This is a genomic window from Candidatus Corynebacterium faecigallinarum (assembly GCF_052264515.1).
GTDB lineage: Bacteria > Actinomycetota > Actinomycetes > Mycobacteriales > Mycobacteriaceae > Corynebacterium > Corynebacterium faecigallinarum.
In genome coordinates this window covers 43,975-62,964 of record NZ_JBQQOC010000004.1, presented here as the reverse complement: position 1 = coordinate 62,964, position 18,990 = coordinate 43,975, and the positions used below count along the sequence as shown (strand labels likewise).

At 66.6% G+C, this 18,990-nt stretch carries 18 protein-coding genes; 11 read left to right on the top strand and 7 right to left on the bottom strand.

Annotation, left to right across the window (positions count from 1 at the left end; translation table 11 throughout):
• Positions 1 to 13: 13 nt before the first annotated feature.
• Complete coding sequence (locus ACTXPP_RS03040; protein ID WP_443340844.1) at positions 14 to 820, bottom strand: crotonase/enoyl-CoA hydratase family protein; 807 nt, start codon at positions 818 to 820, stop codon at positions 14 to 16.
• Between the two features lie 184 nt (positions 821 to 1,004).
• Here ACTXPP_RS03040 and ACTXPP_RS03035 point away from each other — a divergent pair, with 184 nt between their 5' ends.
• From ACTXPP_RS03035 to ACTXPP_RS03010, 6 genes are all read left to right on the top strand, one after another.
• Positions 1,005 to 1,844, top strand: coding sequence for a helix-turn-helix domain-containing protein (locus ACTXPP_RS03035; protein ID WP_443340842.1), 840 nt, complete (start codon positions 1,005 to 1,007; stop codon positions 1,842 to 1,844).
• A gap of 142 nt (positions 1,845 to 1,986) precedes the next feature.
• Positions 1,987 to 3,072, top strand: a complete 1,086-nt coding sequence (locus ACTXPP_RS03030; RefSeq protein ID WP_443340840.1) for an iron-siderophore ABC transporter substrate-binding protein — start codon at positions 1,987 to 1,989, stop codon at positions 3,070 to 3,072.
• A 32-nt stretch (positions 3,073 to 3,104) separates the two neighbouring features.
• Entirely contained in the window at positions 3,105 to 4,151 is a 1,047-nt protein-coding gene (locus ACTXPP_RS03025) for a FecCD family ABC transporter permease (protein WP_443340838.1), read from the top strand.
• 104 nt (positions 4,152 to 4,255) lie between these two features.
• Positions 4,256 to 5,266: a FecCD family ABC transporter permease gene (locus ACTXPP_RS03020; RefSeq protein WP_443340837.1), complete on the top strand. Its 1,011-nt coding sequence runs from the start codon at positions 4,256 to 4,258 to the stop codon at positions 5,264 to 5,266.
• Positions 5,267 to 5,313: 47 nt separating this feature from the next.
• Positions 5,314 to 6,135, top strand: a complete 822-nt coding sequence (locus ACTXPP_RS03015; protein ID WP_443340927.1) for an ABC transporter ATP-binding protein — start codon at positions 5,314 to 5,316, stop codon at positions 6,133 to 6,135.
• 155 nt (positions 6,136 to 6,290) lie between these two features.
• A complete protein-coding gene (locus ACTXPP_RS03010; RefSeq protein ID WP_443340834.1) occupies positions 6,291 to 7,370 on the top strand; it encodes a cyclase family protein in 1,080 nt (359 codons plus the stop codon).
• Positions 7,371 to 7,468: 98 nt separating this feature from the next.
• Here ACTXPP_RS03010 and ACTXPP_RS03005 read toward each other — a convergent pair whose 3' ends face one another.
• Positions 7,469 to 8,167 (bottom strand): NADPH-dependent F420 reductase, encoded by a 699-nt coding sequence (locus tag ACTXPP_RS03005; protein ID WP_443340832.1) that lies wholly within the window; start codon positions 8,165 to 8,167, stop codon positions 7,469 to 7,471.
• 193 nt (positions 8,168 to 8,360) lie between these two features.
• Between ACTXPP_RS03005 and ACTXPP_RS03000 the strand changes: the two genes are divergently transcribed.
• From ACTXPP_RS03000 to ACTXPP_RS02980, 5 genes are all read left to right on the top strand, one after another.
• On the top strand, positions 8,361 to 10,478 hold the full coding sequence (locus ACTXPP_RS03000) for an NAD(+) synthase (protein WP_301497601.1): 2,118 nt from the start codon (positions 8,361 to 8,363) through the stop codon (positions 10,476 to 10,478).
• Between the two features lie 231 nt (positions 10,479 to 10,709).
• Positions 10,710 to 11,798, top strand: a complete 1,089-nt coding sequence (locus ACTXPP_RS02995; RefSeq protein ID WP_301497599.1) for a quaternary amine ABC transporter ATP-binding protein — start codon at positions 10,710 to 10,712, stop codon at positions 11,796 to 11,798.
• A 9-nt stretch (positions 11,799 to 11,807) separates the two neighbouring features.
• Positions 11,808 to 12,671 carry an ABC transporter permease gene (locus ACTXPP_RS02990; protein ID WP_301497606.1) on the top strand — a complete coding sequence of 288 codons (864 nt, stop codon included), beginning with the start codon at positions 11,808 to 11,810 and terminating at the stop codon, positions 12,669 to 12,671.
• 65 nt (positions 12,672 to 12,736) lie between these two features.
• The gene (locus ACTXPP_RS02985) at positions 12,737 to 13,768 is read left to right on the top strand and encodes a glycine betaine ABC transporter substrate-binding protein (RefSeq protein ID WP_301497597.1); all 1,032 of its coding nucleotides are present in this window, start codon (positions 12,737 to 12,739) and stop codon (positions 13,766 to 13,768) included.
• Positions 13,769 to 13,866: 98 nt separating this feature from the next.
• Entirely contained in the window at positions 13,867 to 15,306 is a 1,440-nt protein-coding gene (locus tag ACTXPP_RS02980; protein ID WP_443340829.1) for an amidohydrolase, read from the top strand.
• Positions 15,307 to 15,559: 253 nt separating this feature from the next.
• Here the strand turns inward: ACTXPP_RS02980 and ACTXPP_RS02975 are convergent, their stop codons facing one another.
• From ACTXPP_RS02975 to ACTXPP_RS02955, 5 genes are all read right to left on the bottom strand, one after another.
• Entirely contained in the window at positions 15,560 to 16,048 is a 489-nt protein-coding gene (locus ACTXPP_RS02975) for a hypothetical protein (RefSeq protein WP_443340828.1), read from the bottom strand.
• A gap of 97 nt (positions 16,049 to 16,145) precedes the next feature.
• Entirely contained in the window at positions 16,146 to 16,400 is a 255-nt protein-coding gene (locus ACTXPP_RS02970) for a hypothetical protein (protein ID WP_443340826.1), read from the bottom strand.
• 221 nt (positions 16,401 to 16,621) lie between these two features.
• Positions 16,622 to 17,941, bottom strand: coding sequence for a P-loop NTPase family protein (locus ACTXPP_RS02965; RefSeq protein WP_443340824.1), 1,320 nt, complete (start codon positions 17,939 to 17,941; stop codon positions 16,622 to 16,624).
• 107 nt (positions 17,942 to 18,048) lie between these two features.
• On the bottom strand, positions 18,049 to 18,273 hold the full coding sequence (locus ACTXPP_RS02960; RefSeq protein WP_443340822.1) for a hypothetical protein: 225 nt from the start codon (positions 18,271 to 18,273) through the stop codon (positions 18,049 to 18,051).
• Positions 18,270 to 18,653, bottom strand: a complete 384-nt coding sequence (locus tag ACTXPP_RS02955) for a hypothetical protein (protein ID WP_443340821.1) — start codon at positions 18,651 to 18,653, stop codon at positions 18,270 to 18,272. Before ACTXPP_RS02955 ends, ACTXPP_RS02960 begins: the two co-directional genes overlap by 4 nt.
• Between the last annotated feature and the right edge of the window lie 337 nt (positions 18,654 to 18,990).

Sequence of the window (18,990 nt, the reverse complement as noted above, 5' to 3'; positions counted from 1 at the left end):
CCGTCCCTACAGGTCAGTGCACCGAGCGCGGCCGGAACTTCGGGGCGACCTTCTTCGCCGCCGCCGTGCGCGCGATACCGGCGTTCTTGCCGATGAGCAGGCGCAGCTGGCGCAGACGCTCCTTGGCGAACGTCGCCCGGGCGCCGGATGTCCACGTCTCGTCCACCAGCTTCTTGCCGTAGGCCACGGCGTCGGGGGAGCGGGTCGCGATGAGCGCGGCCAGATTGTCCGACGCCGCCAGCGGGTCCTCCACGACCTCGCTGGCCACCCCGTACTCCACCGCGCGCGCACCGTCGAAGGTCTCGCCGGTGATGGTGAGCCGCTTCAGGACGTCCGCCGGAAGCTGCTGCTTCAGGCTCTGCATGCCGGACATGTCCGGGATCAGACCCCACTTGGCCTCCAGGATGCTCCACTGTGCGTCGGCGGTGGTGAAGCGCCAGTCCGCGGCCATCGCCAGCTGCAGGCCGCCGCCGAAGCAGTGCCCGTGGACGGCGGCGATCACCGGCACCGGCAGGCGCCGGAACGCCCAGCACGCCTCCTGGAAAGTGTTGGTGCCGCGCCACGGTCGCGTCAGGAAGGCCAGTCCCAGCCCGGTGGGGTTGCCCATCACGGCAGCGAAGTCCAGGCCCGCGCTGAAGGAACGTCCCTCACCGGCGAGGATGACGGCGCGCACGCTGCTGTCGCGGCGGATGCGTCCGGCGATCGCCACGAGTTCATCGAGGACCGGCAAGGTCAGCGAGTTCAGCTTGTCCGGACGGTTCAGTCGGACGTGGGCGATACCGTCGGTGACGGTCAGGGTGGGCAGGTATGACTGGCTCATGGCGTCCACGCTAGAGGACGCACGCGTCCGGCGAGGACGATTGCCACGGTGGTGAGGCGCGGGTGGTGTGCCGTGGGGGGGGGATGCCGTGGCGGGTACTCCAGGAAATCCGGGGGTCCTGAGTTTTCTCGGTCAAAGGTTGGGTAACCTTAAGTATGTGACAGAAGAAACTCGTCAGTTACCGATGTATGAGGCCGGGGCCGTGCCCTTCCCCGTGCTCGCCTTCGGTCGGGACGAGCTTCTTCAGTACGACACCTACTGGGGGGTGCACTCCCACCCGACCCATGAGCTGCTGTGGAATGAGGTCGGCTCCGGCGTGGCGCAGGTCGGAAGCCGGTTATGGACCGTCGCGGGAGGGGTCGGACTGTGGATTCCCGCGGGAACCCCGCATTCCGGCAGTGCGCCGGCCGGCTCGCGGCAACGCGTGGTCCATTTCTCGGTGGAGGCCCCGGCGCTGGCGTCCGAACCGGTGTCGGTCGAGCTCACCCCGTTGCTCGGGCTGTTGGTCGACCGGCTGATCACCGCCGAGCTCTCGGAGGAGTCGCGGCAGCTGACCGAACGGATGATCCTCGACGTGATGCGGCCCTCGTCCCGGGAACTGGTGTTGGACATCCCGGCGTCCTCCCTGGTCCGGCCGATCGTGGATACCCTGCGCGACAATCCGGCGGACCAGACCACCCTGGCGGTGTGGGCGCGTCGGCTGGGCGTGAGCACCAAGACAGTGACCCGGACCTTCGAGGCGGAGACCGGTCTGGGATTCAGCCGGTGGGTGGTCACCGCCAAGGTGAAGCAGGCGGTGAAGCTGTTGGGTGCCGACATGGAGATCGCCGAGGTCGCCGAGAAGGTGGGCTACCGCTCGGTGAGTGCGTTCATCACCGCCTTTCGTCGGGTCGCCGGGCTGACGCCGGGACAGTTCCGCGGCATGTCGGACGGCACTGCCGGGGCCGGTCAGTTCGTGGAAGTGACGGACGGGGTGCCGGACGAGGTGACGGACGGGATGTCGGACGGGGTGACGGTGGCGTAACCACCGGGGGTGGTGTCCGATTCGCGAAACGGGATGTCCTCGATCGGGGATTGCGGAAAGGCACGGCTTAGAGTTATTTTGATCAGGCATGCCTAATTCACCTGAGGTAACTGACGTGTCATCCTAGGAAAGGTAACCCCCCATGACCCGCACCCGCTCGCTGCGGACCGTCCTGCTGTCGCTGACCGCGGCATTCGGTCTCGCACTGACCGCCTGCTCCTCCGACGACGGAGACACCGGCGCCGATGCCGATGCTGCCCACGAGGAGGCTGCGTCGGTCGCCGAGAACATCTCCGTCGACGGTGACACCATCGCCATCGAGCACGCCTTCGGCACCACCGAGATCGAGGGCACCCCGGAGCGGGTCGCCACGGCGAACTTCCAGAACCAGGAGGTGCCCCTGGCTCTCGACGTCGTCCCGGTCGGCATGGCCGAGGCGAACTTCGGCGGCTCGCCGGTGCTTCCCTGGGTCGAGGAGAAGCTCGAGGAACTGGGTGCCACCGGTGACGACGCACCGGTCCTGTTCGACGAGACCGACGGCATCGACTTCGAGGCGGTCTCCGACACCGACCCGGACGTCATCTTCGCCGGCTACTCCGGCATCGACGCCGAGGACTACGAGACGCTCAGTAAGATCGCCCCGACCGTGCCCTTCCCCAAGGACCAGGTCGCTTGGGGGACCACCTGGCGCGAGAACATCGTGATCGGTTCGGCCGCGATCGGCAAGCCGGACGAGGGCGAGGACCTCATCGCCGACCTCGAGGAGCAGATCGACGCAGCGGCGGACGACGCCCCTGAGATCAAGGACAAGAAGACCATGTTCCTGACCCACGTGGAGGTCGGTGACCTCAGCGAGGTCAGCTTCTACACCGCCCACGACGCCCGCCCGAAGTTCTTCGAGGATCTGGGCATGGCCGTGCCGGAGTCCATCCAGGAGTTCTCCGACGGCAACGACACCTTCAGCGGCACCATCAGCTCCGAGCTGGCCGACGCCTTCGACGATGTCGACATCATCGTCACCTACGGTGACCGCGAGCTGATCGAGGCACTGAAGGCCGACCCGGTGCTGGGTCAGATCCCGGCGATCAAGAACGATGCCGTCGTCCTGCTGGAGGACAATGAGCTCGGCACCGCCGCGATGCCGACCGCGCTGGGTATCCCCTACATCCTCGACGACTACGTCGAGGCCCTCGCCGAGGCCGCGCAGAAGCCCGAGGACGCCGAGTAGGACGCCGAGTGGAAGGCACCGTCCCCATCCCGATGACGACCACCACAGAAACGACCGCTGAAACAACTGCTGAGCGGCTGAGACGTTCCACGGCACTGCGCGCCACGTGGCTGCTGGCCGCGATCGCCGTGCTGGTCGTCCTCACGGCCGTATCCACGGCCATCGGCGCCCGTTCCGTCGGGCTCGACGACATCATCGCCGCCTACGGAGGTTCCGCCGAGACGATGGAGCAGGGGGCGGTGGCCAAGCGGATCCCGCGGACCCTCCTGGCCGTCCTCGCCGGGGCGGCACTGGGCATCACCGGTGCGGTGATGCAGGGCGTGACCCGCAACCCGCTAGCCGACCCCGGCATCCTCGGGGTCAACACCGGCGCGGCCCTGGCCGTGGTCCTCGGCATGGCCTACCTGAGCCTGACCTCGGCAGACCAGTACATCTGGCTGGCGATGCTCGGCGCGGCGGTCACCGCCGTCTTCGTCTACATCATCGGTTCCCTCGGCCACGGCGGGACGACCCCGCTGAAGCTGGCGTTGGCCGGCGTAGCCACGGCCGCCGCACTGACCTCCTTCATCAGTGCCGTCACCTTGACCCGCGCTGACCTGGTCGACCTGGCCCGCGACTGGCAGATCGGCGGCGTCGGCGGCGGAACCTGGGACTCCATCCGCCTGGTCGCCCCGTTCCTCATCGTGGGGACGCTGATCTGCCTGTTGTCCGCCCGCGGACTGAACTCCCTGGCCCTCGGTGATGAACTCGCCGCCGGGCTGGGACAGAACGTGGCGCTCACCCGGCTCACCGCCGCTCTCGGCGCAGTGATCCTGTGCGGTGCGGCGACCGCGGTGACCGGCCCCATCGGCTTCATCGGCCTGGTCGTGCCGCACGCCTGCCGCCTGCTGGTCGGGGTGGACCACCGGTGGCTGATCCCGTTCTCTGCTGTTGCCGGTGCCGCACTGCTGGTCGGTGCCGACATCGTCGGACGCATCGTCGCCCGGCCGTCCGAACTGGAGGTCGGCATCCTCACCGCATTGATCGGCGCACCAGTGTTCATCGCCATCGTCCGACGTCAGAAGGTGCGTGCCCTGTGAGTATCCAGACACAATTCGGAGACACGCCGGCTGCCAGCCCAGGTGGAGTCCCGGGTGTTAGCCCAGGTGGAGCCTCGGGTGCCACGCCGGCGACCGTCGCCACGGTGACCGCCGGACGACGGGGACGCCTCCGCCGCTGGTGGACGGTGACCGGCATCCTGATCGTCCTGACCATCGCCGTGTACCTTTTCTCCCTGTGCTTCGGCCACACCTACTACCCGTTGTCCGACGTATGGCGGGTGATCCTCGGCGAGGACGTCCCCGGAGCCTCCTTCACCGTCGGCGAACTCCGCCTGCCGCGCGCCAGCCTCGGTGTGGTCTGCGGTCTGGCGTTCGGCCTCGGTGGCGTGGTCTTCCAGACCATGCTGCGCAACCCGCTGGCCAGCCCGGACATCATCGGCATCAGCTCCGGGGCCTCGGCTGCAGCTGTCTTCGCCATCCTCAGTCTGTCGCTCACCGCGGCCGCCACCGCCGCCTTCGCCATCGTCGCGGCACTGGCCGTGGCACTTCTGGTCTTCGCCCTGTCCTGGAAGGGCGGGGTTGCCGGAACGCGCCTGATCCTGGTCGGTATCGGTGTCTCCGCCGTGCTGACCAGTTTGACCAACTGGCAGCTGTCGAAGGCACAGACCTTCGACACCCAGGCGGCGATGCGCTGGCTCAGCGGCAGTCTGAACAACGCCTCCTGGAACGGGGTGCAGCTGGTGCTGGTGGCCGTCATCGTGCTGGCCCCGGTGCTGCTGTCGCAGTGGCGCAACCTGGCGATCACCCAGCTCGGCGACGACACTGCCGAGGCCCTGGGCGTCCGGGTGTCGCGTACCCGCCTGATCCTGGTGGTGGCGGCCGTCGGTCTGATCGCCTTCGCCACCGCCTCGGCCGGGCCCATCGCCTTCGTGGCCTTCCTGTCCGGTCCGATCGCCGCACGACTGGTCGGCCCTGGTACCAACCTGCTGGTCCCGGCCGCGCTGGTGGGCTGCCTTCTGGTGCTGTCCGCCGACTTCGCCGGACAGTGGCTCTTCGACGCCCGCTACCCGGTGGGCGTGATCACCGGCGTGCTCGGCGCACCGTACCTGATCTACCTCATCATCCGCACCAACCGCTCAGGAGGCTCACTGTGACCTCGGCACCCGACGCAGCAAACACCGCTGATGCATCCGACGCAGCGATCACCGCGACCATCACCCACGAGACGCACACGCTCTCGGCGCAGGGCCTGTCGCTGGGATACGGCGACCACCCGGTCATCACCGGCATCGACCTGGACGTCCTGCCGGGCAAGGTCACCGGCATCATCGGGGCGAATGCGTGCGGCAAGTCCACCCTGCTGAAGTCGATGTCCAGGCTGCTGAAGCCCAGCACCGGTAGCGTCCTGTTGGACGGCCGGTCGGTGCATTCGATGCCGGCGAAGCAGTTGGCGCAGACCTTGGGCCTGCTGCCGCAGTCGCCGATCGCCCCGGAGGGCATCACCGTCGCCGACCTTGTCGGACGCGGACGCCACCCGCACCAGGGCATCATGTCCCGCTGGTCGGGGGTCGATGACGAGGCGGTGGCCTTTGCCCTGGACACCACCGGTACCGCTGCACTGGCAGACCGGTCGGTGGACGAACTGTCCGGCGGTCAGCGCCAGCGCGTGTGGATCGCCATGGCCTTGGCGCAGCAGACCGACATCCTGCTGTTGGACGAGCCGACGACCTACCTCGATGTCGCCCATCAGGTCGAGGTCCTGGACCTGCTGACGGACCTCAACAAGAACTCCGGGATCACCATCGCCATGGTGCTGCACGACCTGAACCTGGCGGCGCGCTACTGCGACCAGATCGTGATGATCGCCGACGGTGGTGTCGAGGCGATGGGTGTGCCGTCCGAGATCTTCACCGAGGAGCGGGTGGAGAAGGTCTTCGGGCTGAAGTCGCAGATCATCCCCGACCCGGTGTCGGGCACGCCGCTGGTGCTGCCGATCGGGCGGCACCGCGTGCTCAGTGCCTGAGGGTGGCCGGACAGCATCTGGCCGGACGCTGGTTCTGTACTTGGCCCCGCCCCTGTCGCAGCGTTTGCGCCCCCGAATCCGGAAGCCAGTGGCAGAAAAGTCCAGAATCGGGGGCGCAAAAGTCGTTCACGGTCGTGCCCGGTATTCTCGCGACCATGACCAGCACCGGAGACGCGCACCTCGTCGAGCACACCGACCTCACTCACCCGCTGGACACCGGAATGCCGGTCCTTCCGGGGGATCCTGAGGTGCAGGTCGACGAGGTGTTGACTCTCGCCGACGATGGCTGCTCGGTGCGGACCGTGCACCTCGGGACGCACTCCGGGACGCACGTGGACGCCCCGTCCCACGTCCTCCGTGGCGGGAGGACCATCGACCAGGTCGCGCCGGGGGAGCTCATGGGGGACGCCGTGGTCATCCACCTCCCGAACCTCGCACCGGGGCATCAGATTCACCTGGGGGAACTGCTCTCTGCCATGCCGGTCGTCAACTGTCGGATCGTCCTGCTGGCCACCGGGTGGGACCGGTACTGGGGGACCGATGACTACCTGCGTCATCCCGGCCTGGCGGAGGGGGCAGCGGCTGCCCTGGTGGATGCCGGTGTGCGCGTGGTCGGGATGGACATGGCGTCTCCGGACCGTAGTGACGGGTCGGACGGCCTGGCGGCGCATGAGGCGCTGCTCGGGGCGGACTGCCTGATCATCGAGAACCTGCGGGGGCTCGCGGACCTGCCGAGCCGGGTGGAGTTCACCGCGTTGCCGTTGAACATCGCCGGCGGGGACGGGTCGCCGGTGAGGGCAGTCGCGAAGGCGCTGACGCGCTGGTCGATCGGGGAGTACGCCTTCCCGGGGGAGCTGCGTGACCAGCTCATCGAGTCGATCCTCGACGGGGAGAAGACCACGACAACCTCGCTGGTGGAGGAGTACCGCGCCGCCGGTGACCCGTTGCCGAGGCCGGGTGACCGGGAAGTCTTGGTTAACTCCGACGGGACGGCGAACGGTGTCCTCGCTATCACCGACGTGCGTATCTGCCGACTCGACGAGGTCGCGGAGGACCATGCCCTGGGAGAGGGGGAGGGCTACGAGTCTGTCGCGGAATGGCGCAGCGGGCATGAGATGTTCTGGAACTCTCCGGAGTTCCAGGAGGCGAACCCGGACCTCGTGGTCGATGACGCGACCGAGGTGGTGTGCACGAGGTTCGAGTTCCTGGCCTCGTTGGAAGGCCCGGACGACTGAGTCGCACAAGGAGTCAGAAACAAGGCTACGGAGAGGTCACCGGGACGCCCCGAAAATGACCTCTCCGTAGCCTTTGTTGTCGGCTGGTGCGCGTTGGCTCAGGCGGGCAGCTCAGCGGCCGCCAGGGCGTCCTGCAACTCCTCCTCGGTGGCGGGGCGACCCGGACCCATCGACAGGATGTCGGTGGGGTTGGCGTCCGGGGTGAGGTACGGGCGGCCGTAGGCGGGTTGACCGTTGTCGAACCGTCGGCCTTCGGACAGCGGGCCGGTGTCGAGAGCGTTGTAGCCGAGAGTGTTGAGAAGGGCGGTGACCTCGGCCTTGGCGTCCTCGTCATCGCCGGCGATGACCAGCGAGGTGCGCTCCGGGCTGTCGGCCGGGCGGGCGAGGAGGCCGAGGTGGGCGAAATTGATGTTGTTGAAGGCCTTCACGACGGACGATTCGGGGAGGCGCTCCTGGAGGTATGCCGAGGTGGTGACCTCACGGTTGTCGAGCGCGTCGATGTGGCCGTCGCGCTGCCAGTAGTAGTTCGACGTGTCGATGACCGTCTTGCCAGCCAGTGGTTCGGCGGGGATGTCGGCCAAGGCGCCGAGCGGGACGCTGACGACCACGATGTCACCGGCCTCCGCGGCCTCGGCCGGGGTGGCGGCGCGGGCGTTCGGCCCGAGTGCTGCGACCAGCGGCAGCAGGGTGCGGGGTTCGCGGGAGTTGGACAGGACGACCTGGTGGTCGCCTTCGATGGCCAGACGTGCGACGGTGGCTCCGATGAGGCCGGAGCCGATGATTCCAATAGTGCTCATGCCAGGAATAACCTGCCGGGCGGGGCCAGTATTCCTTGTGTCTTAGACGGGCAGCATAGACGCGCAACATAGACGGAGAGGTCACCTTTCGGCCCTGTAAGTGACCTCTCCGTCTATGTTGCGATGAGTGAGCTGGTGCTATGGGGCCGTCCGAGAGGACGCGAGGGGCACCTCTCCTGGCAGACTGGGGGACATGCCTGACGCTTCCGCAGCACACGACGCTCCCGCAGTCTCCACCGCCCCGTCCTCCGGCGCCTACGCCCACGGCTTCGCCCGCGTCGCCGCCGTGACTGTCCCTGTCGCCATCGCCGACCCCGCCACGAATGCGCAGACCATCCTCGACGCCGCCCGCGAGCTACATGAGGACCACGTCGGCCTCGCGGTGTTCCCGGAGCTCAGCCTCACCGGTTACGCCATCGACGACCTCGTGCTGCAGGACGTCCTGCTCGATGCCGTCGAGGACGCGGTCGAGACATTGGTCGCCGCATCCGTCGAACTCATGCCTGTGCTCGTTGTCGGCGCGCCGCTGGCCCAGGGCAACCGGCTCTACAACTGTGCGGTGGTCATCCACCGCGGCGAGATCCTCGGCGTCGTCCCGAAGTCGCACCTTCCGAACTACCGGGAGTTCTACGAGCGCCGCTGGTACGCCTCCGGCGGTGACATCCAGGACATTCAGGACGCCACCATCCGGATTGGCGACAACCAGGCGCTCTTCGGCACCGACCTGCTGTTCCAGGCCGTCGACGTGAAGGGCCTGACCTTCCATGTCGAGATCTGCGAGGACATGTGGGTCCCCGTCCCGCCGAGTGCAATGGCCGCGCTGCATGGAGCAAGCGTCCTGCTGAACATGTCCGGAAGTCCGCTCACGCAGCGGCGCGCCGACGATCGGCACCTGCTGGCGTCGAGTGCGTCGCTGCGCTGTCAGGCCGCCTACGTCTACGCCGCCGCCGGGCAGGGCGAATCCACCAACGACCTCGCGTGGGACGGGATGACCATGATCCACGAGCGCGGCACCCTGCTTGCCGAGACCGAACGCTTCCCGGAGGGGACGCGGCACTCGGTCGCCGACGTCGACCTCGACGCCATCCGGCAGGCCCGGCTTCACCAGGGCACTTTCGACGACAACCGGCAGGGCCCCGCTGGTCAGACTGGTCAGGCAGGACGCAAAGATACCTGGCGCACCGTCGAGTTCACCCTCGACCCGCCGCGCGGGGAGATCGGCCTGCGCCGTGACCTCGCCCGCTTCCCCTTCGTCCCCGGCGATCCGGACCGGCTGGCCCAGGACTGCTACGAGGCGTTCAATATCCAGGTCGCGGGTCTGGCGCAGCGGCTGTCGGCGATCGGCAACCCGAAGCCGGTCATCGGCGTCTCCGGTGGTCTGGACTCCACCCATGCGCTGCTGGTCATCGCCCGGGCGATGGACCGCGCCGGGCGTCCGCGCTCCGACATCCTCGCCTACACGATGCCCGGATTCGCCACGAGTGAGCACACGAAGTCGAATGCGGTGAAGCTCGCCGAGGCGGTCGGCGCCTCCATCGAGACCATCGACATCGTCCCCGCCGCCACCGAGATGCTCAAGAAGATGCATCATCCCTTCGGTGACGGTGAGCCGGTCTACGACGTCACCTTCGAGAACGTCCAGGCGGGCTTACGCACCGACTACCTCTTCCGGCTGGCCAACCACCACGGCGGCATCGTGGTGGGCACCGGCGACCTCTCCGAGATCGCCCTGGGCTGGTGCACCTACGGAGTCGGCGACCAGATGAGCCACTACGGCGTGAACGGTGGGGTGCCGAAGACCCTGATACAGCACCTCATTCGCTGGGTCATCAGCACTGGTGAGGGTGTGGACGCCGCGACGGCCGAGGTGCTGCAGTCCGTTCTCGACACCGAAATCAGCCCGGAACTCGTGCCGCCGGGTGCCGACGGAAAGGTGCAGTCCACCGAGTCCACGATCGGGCCCTACGCGCTGCACGACTTCACGCTGTGGCACATTCTCGCCGGCCTGCGTCCCTCCAAGATCGCCTTCCTCGCCTGGCACGCCTGGAAGGACGCCGAGGTCGGTGAGTGGCCCGCCGGTTTCCCCGACGAGGACCGCTACACCTACGACCTGGCGACGATCGTGAAATGGGAGCGCTCCTTCCTGCAGCGCTTCTTCGGCTTCGCCCAGTTCAAGCGCACGGCGATCCCGAACGGGCCGAAGGTGTCCCCGGCCGGTGCCCTGTCGCCGCGGGGTGACTGGCGTGCACCGTCGGACGGCAATGCGCGGGCCTGGCTCGCCGAACTCGACCGCATGCACCCGGGGGTGTGACCCGAACCACCCTGAAGTGGTGTGAAGCGGAAGAATTCTGAACTCCGTGAATCCCCTGACGTCTGCGCTGGTGAAACGCTGATTTCGGGGGAATTTCCATGTCTCTAACGACGTTCAATCACCTGCTTTGAGTCGCGAATCCACTCGAAGTTCCTTAGGCTGGATGAGCATGAAAGACCGGCGTTGAAGATCGTCAGCAACGCCACGAGCGGACACTGGAGGTGGAATGTCGTGAGTGTTGTACGTGCGTCCAACGTCTACAAGGTCTTCGGTGAGAATGGCCCTGACGTGGTGCGTAAGCTTGAGGAAGGGGCGGATCGGGACGATCTGACGGACCTCGGAACAGCCGCGGTGATCGACGTGAATTTCACCGTGGAAAAAGGCGAGATTTTTGTCGTCATGGGATTGTCCGGTTCAGGAAAATCAACCCTCATCCGGATGGTCAACGGACTCTGGGCACCAACCTCCGGGTCGATTGAAGTAGCCGGAAAAGACATCTCCGACATGGGGAAACAGCAACTCCGTAAATTGCGGGCGGATCATGTCTCGATGGTCTTCCAGCACTTCGCCCTGCTGCCGCACCGCACCGTCCGGGACAACGCCGCCTACGCCCTGGAGATCCGCGGGGTCGACAAGAAGACCCGCCAGGAGAAGGCCGACCACTGGTTGCACCAGGTCGGCCTCGAAGGGTGGGGCGACAAACTGCCCGGTGAACTGTCCGGAGGTATGCAGCAGCGTGTGGGCCTGGCCCGTGCCCTGGCCGCCGAGACCGACATCCTGCTGATGGACGAGGCGTTCTCCGCCCTTGACCCGCTGATCCGCACCGAGATGCAGGACCAGCTGATTGAACTGCAACGGGCGCTGGGCAAGACGATCATCTTCATCAGTCACGACCTCAACGAGGCCATGCGGCTCGGCGACCGGATCGCGATCATGCGCGACGGTCGCATCGCCCAGACCGGCACCGCCACCGAGATCCTCACCAACCCCGCCGACAGCTACATCGCCGACTTCATCGCCGATGTCGACCGGTCGCGCGTCCTCGTCGCCCGCGACATCATGATCGCCGGATCGCCGGACGGTGCCGGGTTGGACGGTGCCGCGTCCAACCTGCCGACGGTCGCCCCCGACACCCGGGTCTGCGACATTTTCGGCGTCTCCCGCGACACCGGCGGAGCTGTCGCGGTTATCGACAACGGCACGCCGGTCGGAATCATCGACCAGGCGGCGCTGGTGGCGTCGATGACCCCACCAGGCGGCAATGGTGGTGTGGGCACCGCCGGAGCGTCCGGTACCACCAGTGACAAGGCGGTGAACTGACCGATGAATATGGACAGCATCGTCAATCCCAGCATCCCGCTGGGCAGGTGGGTCTCCGACGCCATCGACTGGTTCACCAGAGTCTTCGGCTGGTTGCTCGACTTCATCGGCACCGTCCTCGGTGGCATGTACGACGGCGTCATTGCCGTGCTCGGTGCGCCGACCTACACGGTGATGCTCGTGGTCTTCGCCGTCATCGCCTGGGCGGCAGGAAGCTGGAAGGTCGCGCTGGTCAGCGTGCTCGGGTTTTACCTGGTCCGCGGTGTAAATATGTGGACCCAGACCATGGAAACCCTGGCGATGGTCTTCGTCGCCGTGCTCATAGCCGTGATCATCTCGGTGCCGTTGGGTATCTGGGCGGCGAAGTCGCCGACGGTGTCGGCGATCGTCAAACCCCTCCTGGACTTCATGCAGGCGATGCCGGCGCTGGCCTACCTGGTGCCGATCATCGTGATCTTCGGTATCGGCGTGGTGCCGGGCATGATCGCCACGCTGATCTTCTGTCTGCCACCCGGAGTCCGGTTCACTGAACTGGGTATCCGCCAGGTCGACCAGGAGACTGTCGAGGCAGGGCAGGCTTTCGGCGCGACCCCGCGGCACATCCTGTTCCGCATCGAGCTGCCGTTGGCGCTGCCGACCATCATGGCCGGCATCAACCAGGTCATCATGCTGGCCCTGTCCATGGTCGTGCTCGCCGGCATGGCGGGTGCGGACGGGCTCGGCGGACCGGTCGTGCAGTCGCTGCAGACCCTGAACGTCCCGCTCGGGGTGAACGCCGGTGTTGCCGTGGTGATCCTTGCGATCTACCTGGACCGGGTCACCGCCGGGTTGGGCAGGAAGACCCCGCTGGCGCGGGCGCAACAGAAGGCCTGATTACCGGTGTTTCCAACACCACTGACGTTTCACACATCACAGTCATTTTCTGGAGGAGAGAGACCATGACCACCACAGCTCGACAGACAATCGCCCGCAGCAGCGGACTTCGTAGAACGGCGGGCCTCGGCGCACTGCTGGTCACCACCGCGCTCGTCGCCACCGCCTGTGGCGCCGAAAACGAGGGCGGCGGTGGAGGAGACGACAACACCGGCAGTGATGTCAGCGCCTACGAGGACTGCACCCCTGGTGAGGATTCCGCGGACCTCGCCGACCTGGATACCGACGACGACAAGGAGATCTCGGTCGCGGCATTCAACGGCTGGGACGAGTCATTCGCCGCGTCCCACCTGCTCAAGCACGTGCTCGAGGAGGACGGCTACACCGTAGACATCACGGGCTATGACGCCGCCCCGGCGTACACCGGTGTCGCCCAGGGTGACATCGATCTCTTCATGGACGGCTGGCTGCCGATCACGCACGACAACTACATCGAGCAGTACGGCGACGACATGGAGGCCCAGGGCTGCTGGTACGACAACGCCGTGCTGACCCTTGCCGTCAACGAGGACTCCCCGGCCCAGGAGATCGGGGATCTGGCGACGATGGGTGACGAGTACGACAACACGCTGGTGGGCATCGACCCCGGTGCCGGTCTGACGTCCCAGACCCAGGACCATGCGATCCCGGAGTACGAGCTGGACAACCTGGACTTCCAGATCTCATCGACCCCGGCGATGCTGGCCGCACTGAAGCGGGCCACGGATAGCGGTGACAACATCGCCGTGACCCTGTGGCGTCCGCACTGGGCCTACGATGCCTTCCCGGTCCGTGACCTGGAAGACCCCAAGGGTGCGATGGGCGAGGAGGAGATCATCTACAACTTCTCCCGCAGCGGGTTCTCCGATGACAACCCCTATGTCTCCCAGCTTCTGAAGAACTTGGTGATCAACGACGAGAACCTGTCGTCCCTGGAGAACGTGATGTTCTCCGAGGATAACTACGGCGGTGAGAACCTCGACGACGCTGTCGCCGAGTGGGTCGAGGACAACCCGGAGTTCGTCGAGGACTGGCGCGCCGGCCAGCTGGGTGAGTAACAGCAGCGACAGCAGTGACGGCAGCGACAGCAGCGACACTGCCGGTATAAACCGGCGCCCGCCGGTGGAAACCGCGCCACTCCGGTAGAAACGACGGCATGGACGAGCATCTCCGGCCGAGTTCCGGCAGCGGGCGGGACGACCTGTCCCGCCCGCTGCCGCCGTCACCGCACTATCTCGAGGTACTGCGGCAGGAGACCAGTGCCCGACGGCACCAGGTCGCCCACCCCGGCACCGGGTTCGCCGGCGCAGGGGATGCGCTGCAGCGGCGTCTGGAGCGGCACGTCGACGAGCTGCGTCAGGAGCTGGTCGCACTGATGCTGGACCTGGGGGAGAACCCGGAGACGGCTTTTGAGGAGCACCGCTCGGTGGCCGCACTGGCCGAGGTGCTGGAGCGGCACGGCATCGAGGCAAAGGTCGGGGTGTACGGACTGGAGACCGCGCTACGAGCGGAGCTCCCGGCGCTGGGGGAGGTCCCCGCCGATGGCACGGCCGGCACAATCCGCACCGTCGACACCGACGGCGATGAAGTCCCAACCCCGACTCTCGCCGTCCTCGCCGAATACGATGCCCTGCCTGGCCTCGGTCACGCCTGCGGCCACAACACCATCGCCGCGATGGGCCTTGGCGCCTTCCTCGCGCTGGCCGCCCTGCGCGCCGAAGATCCCACGGCGGTGCCGTGGCGCATCGTCCTGCTCGGCACGCCGGCCGAGGAGGGTCACACGGGCAAGGAGTACATGGCTCGCGAGGGCGCCTTCGACGACATCGACATGGCCGTCATGGCGCACGGCTACGGGGAGGACGTCGCTGACCAGCTGTGGATCGGACGTCGTACCCTCACGGTGAGTTTCCACGGGCATTCGGCGCATGCCTCGGCCCAGCCTTTCGCCGGACGCAACGCCCTCGACGCAGCCTCGCTGTTCTACCAGGGGCTCGGGTTGCTGCGGCAGCAGACGCCGCCGGGGGACCGGATCCACGCGATCATCCGGCAGGGCGGGGAGCAGGCCAGCGTGATCCCCTCCTTCGCGCAGTTGGAGGTCTACGTCCGGTCGCCTGCCCCGGTGACACTGCGCGACCTGTCGTCGCGGGTGGAGGACGTCGCCCACGGTGCCGCGCTGATGGCCGGCACCGGTGTCACCCTGGCCTGGGACGAGCATCCGCCGTCGTTGCCGGTGCGCTCCAATCAGGCCCTCACTGGTTCATGGGTGCGGGCGCAGCGGCGCCGCGGACGTGAACCATTGCCCCGCGGTGTGGTGTCGGAGACCATTGCGGCGTCGACGGACTTCGGCAATGTCAGCTACCGGATTCCGGGTATGCACCCGTTGATCCAGGTCAGCGAGTCAGACGTTGCCCTGCACACCCGCGAGTTCGCCGCGGCGACGACCTCACGCCGTGGTCGCAACGCCGTGGTCGACGGGGCGTACGGGCTGGCAGCCACATTGTTGGACGTGCAGCACGATGAGGCCTTGGCCGCGGAGGTGCTCGCAGAGTTCGAGGCCGCCGGCGGGGCGTTGGACGTCCCGGGGTTCTTCGACTGATCGGTGGTGTCAGGGCGTCGCGTAGTTTCGCGTACCCGAATCGGTCATCCCACTACACATGAGTTGACCGAAACGGGTACGTGAAGGGACGCCGGCAACCCCATCGGTGCCGCGACAGTGCCGCGAATGCACGAAACCCCCGGTCCGAGGACCGGGGGTTTCCGTATGGCGGAGGATATAGGACTCGATCCTGATGCAGGTCTGCCTGCACATATACGAGATATGCCTCCCATCTGGGGGCCTACCCGGGGGCCTACGCAGCGACCGGGACACAGGGGAGCTGGTCCACCAGCGCCGCCGCCAGTGGCCCATCAGCCCACGGATCTGGGAGCACCACTGCCTCGGCCTCGGGGTCCCAGGTGGGGCCGAAAATCTCTGCGAGGACCGGGCGGTGGTCCTCCGCGATGTGATACCCAGGGGCGCACTGAATCCGATATGCAGGATCAGTGGTGATGCCGCCGGTGGTGTAGGTGGGGCCGGTGTCCTGGCCCCGCAGCGCACCGACGACCGCTCTGGGTCGGTTGTCGGTGAGATCGATCGTGACCCCGAGCCCCCGGGGGTACGCGGTGGAGATGCCCAGCGCCTCAGCACGCGCCTCCAAGGGGGTGACCACCAGATCAGCAGCGGTGGGGGATGTAGAGGCGGGGGCCGAGTCAGGGTCGGCGCTGCATGCGGCCAGACCGGCAGCAGCAGCGGTGGCGAGGGCGAGAGCGGGGACGATGATTATGCGAGGGAAACGCACTGGAAAACTCCTAAAAAAGTGGGGGGGTGGGGGTGTACCTATATCCGTCGGGGCTCCAGCGGGGTGCAGAAGACTCCGACTGTCATTCACAGGAAGTTCACAGATTTTGGTTGAGGTGCTTCCCGCCCATACGGACCTGCCGTCGGTGGGCCTCATCGATGACCTGCACTGATGCCTCAGACCCCGCGTCCTCCAGCTGGCGGACCTGTCGATGGATCATCCGCAGCTCATCGGAGGTCACCCACCCGCACATCTCGCCCTCTGCCCCGAGATGATCAGCCACATCGGCGGGGATGTCGATCTGCACGCAGGTCAGCTCCCGCTCCCGGTCTCCGGAAATGTCCGAGGACATGTCCCGACGGGAGCACGCAGAGCAGAGGGCGACATCACCGCTGGATTCGATATGCCAAATTTCGTAGTCTTCATGTGCATCAATTTGCATGCGCGATATTTCGAGTCGTGTCCCGCAGGATGCGCACCCGATCTTTATCGTGAATAGATTGCCTTTTGTGGTGGATTTGAGGAATGCTTGCAGTGATTCGGAATCAGCATCACCATTTTGTAGAAACACTTTTATTTCTCCTTATTATTGGTGGGTGGTGCGAAATTAATTGGCGGAAATTCATCAGTACCCGAATTAATGTCATCAAAAGCTTCATTTACCTGCTCTGACAGGGTGGGGGTGGGGATAGGCGGTGCTCCGGCGGCGGGCATGCGGATCGGCACGGCCGCCCCGGCATGCTGTGAGTCGCGGGACATGTCCGCCAGGACGCAGGCCCCGGGGGGAGCTGACAGCAGGCGGGCACACATTTCCGCCCCAGTCTCATCGAGGACCAGCCCCGCACGGGAGGCAGGAGTACCGAATGCGCAGAAAATCGACATTTGATCTCGAATTTCGGTGCCGCCACCCGCATTTGCAGTCGGGGATTGCTGGGTGAGGGCCAGGACCAGACCGGATTTGCGAATCTCTCGGGAGAGATACCCAATAATTTCCTCAATTTCCCGGCGACCGTCAACCTTTTTCTTGCCCTCGTAAGTGACGAGTTCTTCCGATTGCAGCAAATTTTGAAACTCTTCGACCACGGCGATTCCCGGGCGCAGAGTCTCGCCCATGGCCAGCCGCTGTGTCCGCTCATGCACCACCCGCTTGACCTCCCGGAGCATGTCGAGGGCCTCGGTGGGGGTGGTCGCGGCAGTCGTGCAGTCGGCATGCAGGCCGCGCATGGAGCCGCTATGTGGGTCATACACATACGTATCCAGGTCATGGGCCTGGGCGGCCCGCACCAGACGCACAGACGCACTGGACTTTCCGGACCCGGAGGTGCCGAAGATCAGCAGGCGCTCGGCCCCGGCTGCGCGGGTCCACGGGGTGATGTGCACGGTCTCTCCGAGACCGTCGATACCCACGGGAATAGTCCATCGATCTGCATCGAGGGTGCCCAGGGACACGTCCTCGATGCTCTCCTGGGTCAGGACGCCGGGCCGCAGGGCCAGGGCAAACTCCACCGCGCCCGCGCGGGCAGAAATCCCCGGGGTGGCAGACTGCACGATGTAGGCCCCGAGATGCGCGGCCAGATCATCGTCGAGGTCTCTGACCTGCCGGTCTGTAGCGTGTGGCGGGGTGGCGACCTGAATTTTCCATGATCCGCGTGCGGTACCGGGGGTGACCCGCACACGGGGCCAGGTGTCGCCCCACAGACCAGATTCCGCCCAGTAGTGGGTGATACGGCGGTGTAGCCGCAGCCGGGCCCACCGGCGGGTGAACCGGCCTCGGAATCGCCAGGCCAGGACCACGACCAGCCCGGCGGCGAGCCACCGCTGCCACGTCCCGGACTCGGTGAGGACCAGGACAGGCAGGACCAGGACCAGAGCGGGGGCAAGCAGCCAGAGCACATGCCCGGCCCACAGGGCCAGGCGGGCCCACGGGGAGGTATCAGCAGACAAGAGGGTGTCCTTTCCGGACCCCGCCCCCTGCACGGGGACGGGAGAGGGGGGGGGTGTTAGTGGGTGTGCAGCTCGGTGAGGGCCTGGACAAGATCGTCAGCAGCCCGCTGGATGGATCGGGCGTCATCGAGCAGGGCGGCGGTGGAGGTCCACCGGCGCTGGGGAGCAGCCTCCAGGACGCTGCCGGGCACCCGCTCGGTGACCAGGTAGCGGACAGATCGGGTGAGGTCATCGACCGCACTGCGGCCCAGCGTGACTGGGTCGATCGGCCCGCCGGTCACTTCGCGTCGCCCTTGGATGCAGCAGGACCTGCGGGCGCGCCAGCGGGGGTGATAGTCCAGCTCAGAGCCACGCGCGGCTGAGAGCCGCGCTCATCAACCCAGGGGGTGATGCGCAGGGACTCGGCACGAAGCGGCGTCATGGCCTGTACGCGCGGCTCGGCCTCGGAGAGGATTTTTACTGTCCCGTTGTGGGCGAGCTCCCCCTCGACGGTGACAGCGCCCTGGACCTGCCAGACAGGCAGGCCAGAGGCCTTGTCGATCTTCTGGGGCTGCTCGTCACGAGAGAGCTTCGGGTCGTACTGGACTACCGGGCGGGCGGTGGACTCCAGGGCGGTGAGGGTGTAGGTGGACGGGGGGACGGTGATGTGGGTGAGAGCCACGGGATCTACTCCTGTAGATAGGGGATGGGATGGTGTCGGGCCTGATTGCCTGACACCATGTACCGTGCCGGCGGATGCGGGTGGCCCAAATCTGCCCGAAGATCGGTAAGCCTCTGACCTGCGGTTTTAGGATCGCCCGAAAAATAGTTCTGTGACGTTCGTCACACAACAGATGCGTGCCAGGATTATTTTGGGTTCAAGGCAGCGGCTGCGCCGCTGCTCGCTCGCTACGCTCGCGGGGCCCTGGCGGGCCCGCCGAGACCGGTATTCCGGCCCCCGGGGGCGGCGTGCGGCTCCGCCGGTCCGCCCCCGCTGCGCTCCGGGGCCCTCCACACCG

Bases quoted from the DNA above. Each gene is read 5' to 3' on its own strand.
- ACTXPP_RS03005 (WP_443340832.1), bottom strand. From the start codon at position 8,167: ATGAGCACTATTGGAATCATCGGCTCCGGCCTCATCGGAGCCACCGTC.
- ACTXPP_RS02985 (WP_301497597.1), top strand. From the start codon at position 12,737: ATGACCACCACAGCTCGACAGACAATCGCCCGCAGCAGCGGACTTCGT.
- ACTXPP_RS02990 (WP_301497606.1), top strand. From the start codon at position 11,808: ATGGACAGCATCGTCAATCCCAGCATCCCGCTGGGCAGGTGGGTCTCC.
- ACTXPP_RS03040 (WP_443340844.1), bottom strand. From the start codon at position 820: ATGAGCCAGTCATACCTGCCCACCCTGACCGTCACCGACGGTATCGCC.
- ACTXPP_RS03035 (WP_443340842.1), top strand. From the start codon at position 1,005: ATGTATGAGGCCGGGGCCGTGCCCTTCCCCGTGCTCGCCTTCGGTCGG.
- ACTXPP_RS02970 (WP_443340826.1), bottom strand. From the start codon at position 16,400: ATGTCCTCGGACATTTCCGGAGACCGGGAGCGGGAGCTGACCTGCGTG.
- ACTXPP_RS03000 (WP_301497601.1), top strand. From the start codon at position 8,361: ATGCCTGACGCTTCCGCAGCACACGACGCTCCCGCAGTCTCCACCGCC.
- ACTXPP_RS03030 (WP_443340840.1), top strand. From the start codon at position 1,987: ATGACCCGCACCCGCTCGCTGCGGACCGTCCTGCTGTCGCTGACCGCG.
- ACTXPP_RS02980 (WP_443340829.1), top strand. From the start codon at position 13,867: ATGGACGAGCATCTCCGGCCGAGTTCCGGCAGCGGGCGGGACGACCTG.
- ACTXPP_RS03025 (WP_443340838.1), top strand. From the start codon at position 3,105: ATGACGACCACCACAGAAACGACCGCTGAAACAACTGCTGAGCGGCTG.
- ACTXPP_RS03010 (WP_443340834.1), top strand. From the start codon at position 6,291: ATGACCAGCACCGGAGACGCGCACCTCGTCGAGCACACCGACCTCACT.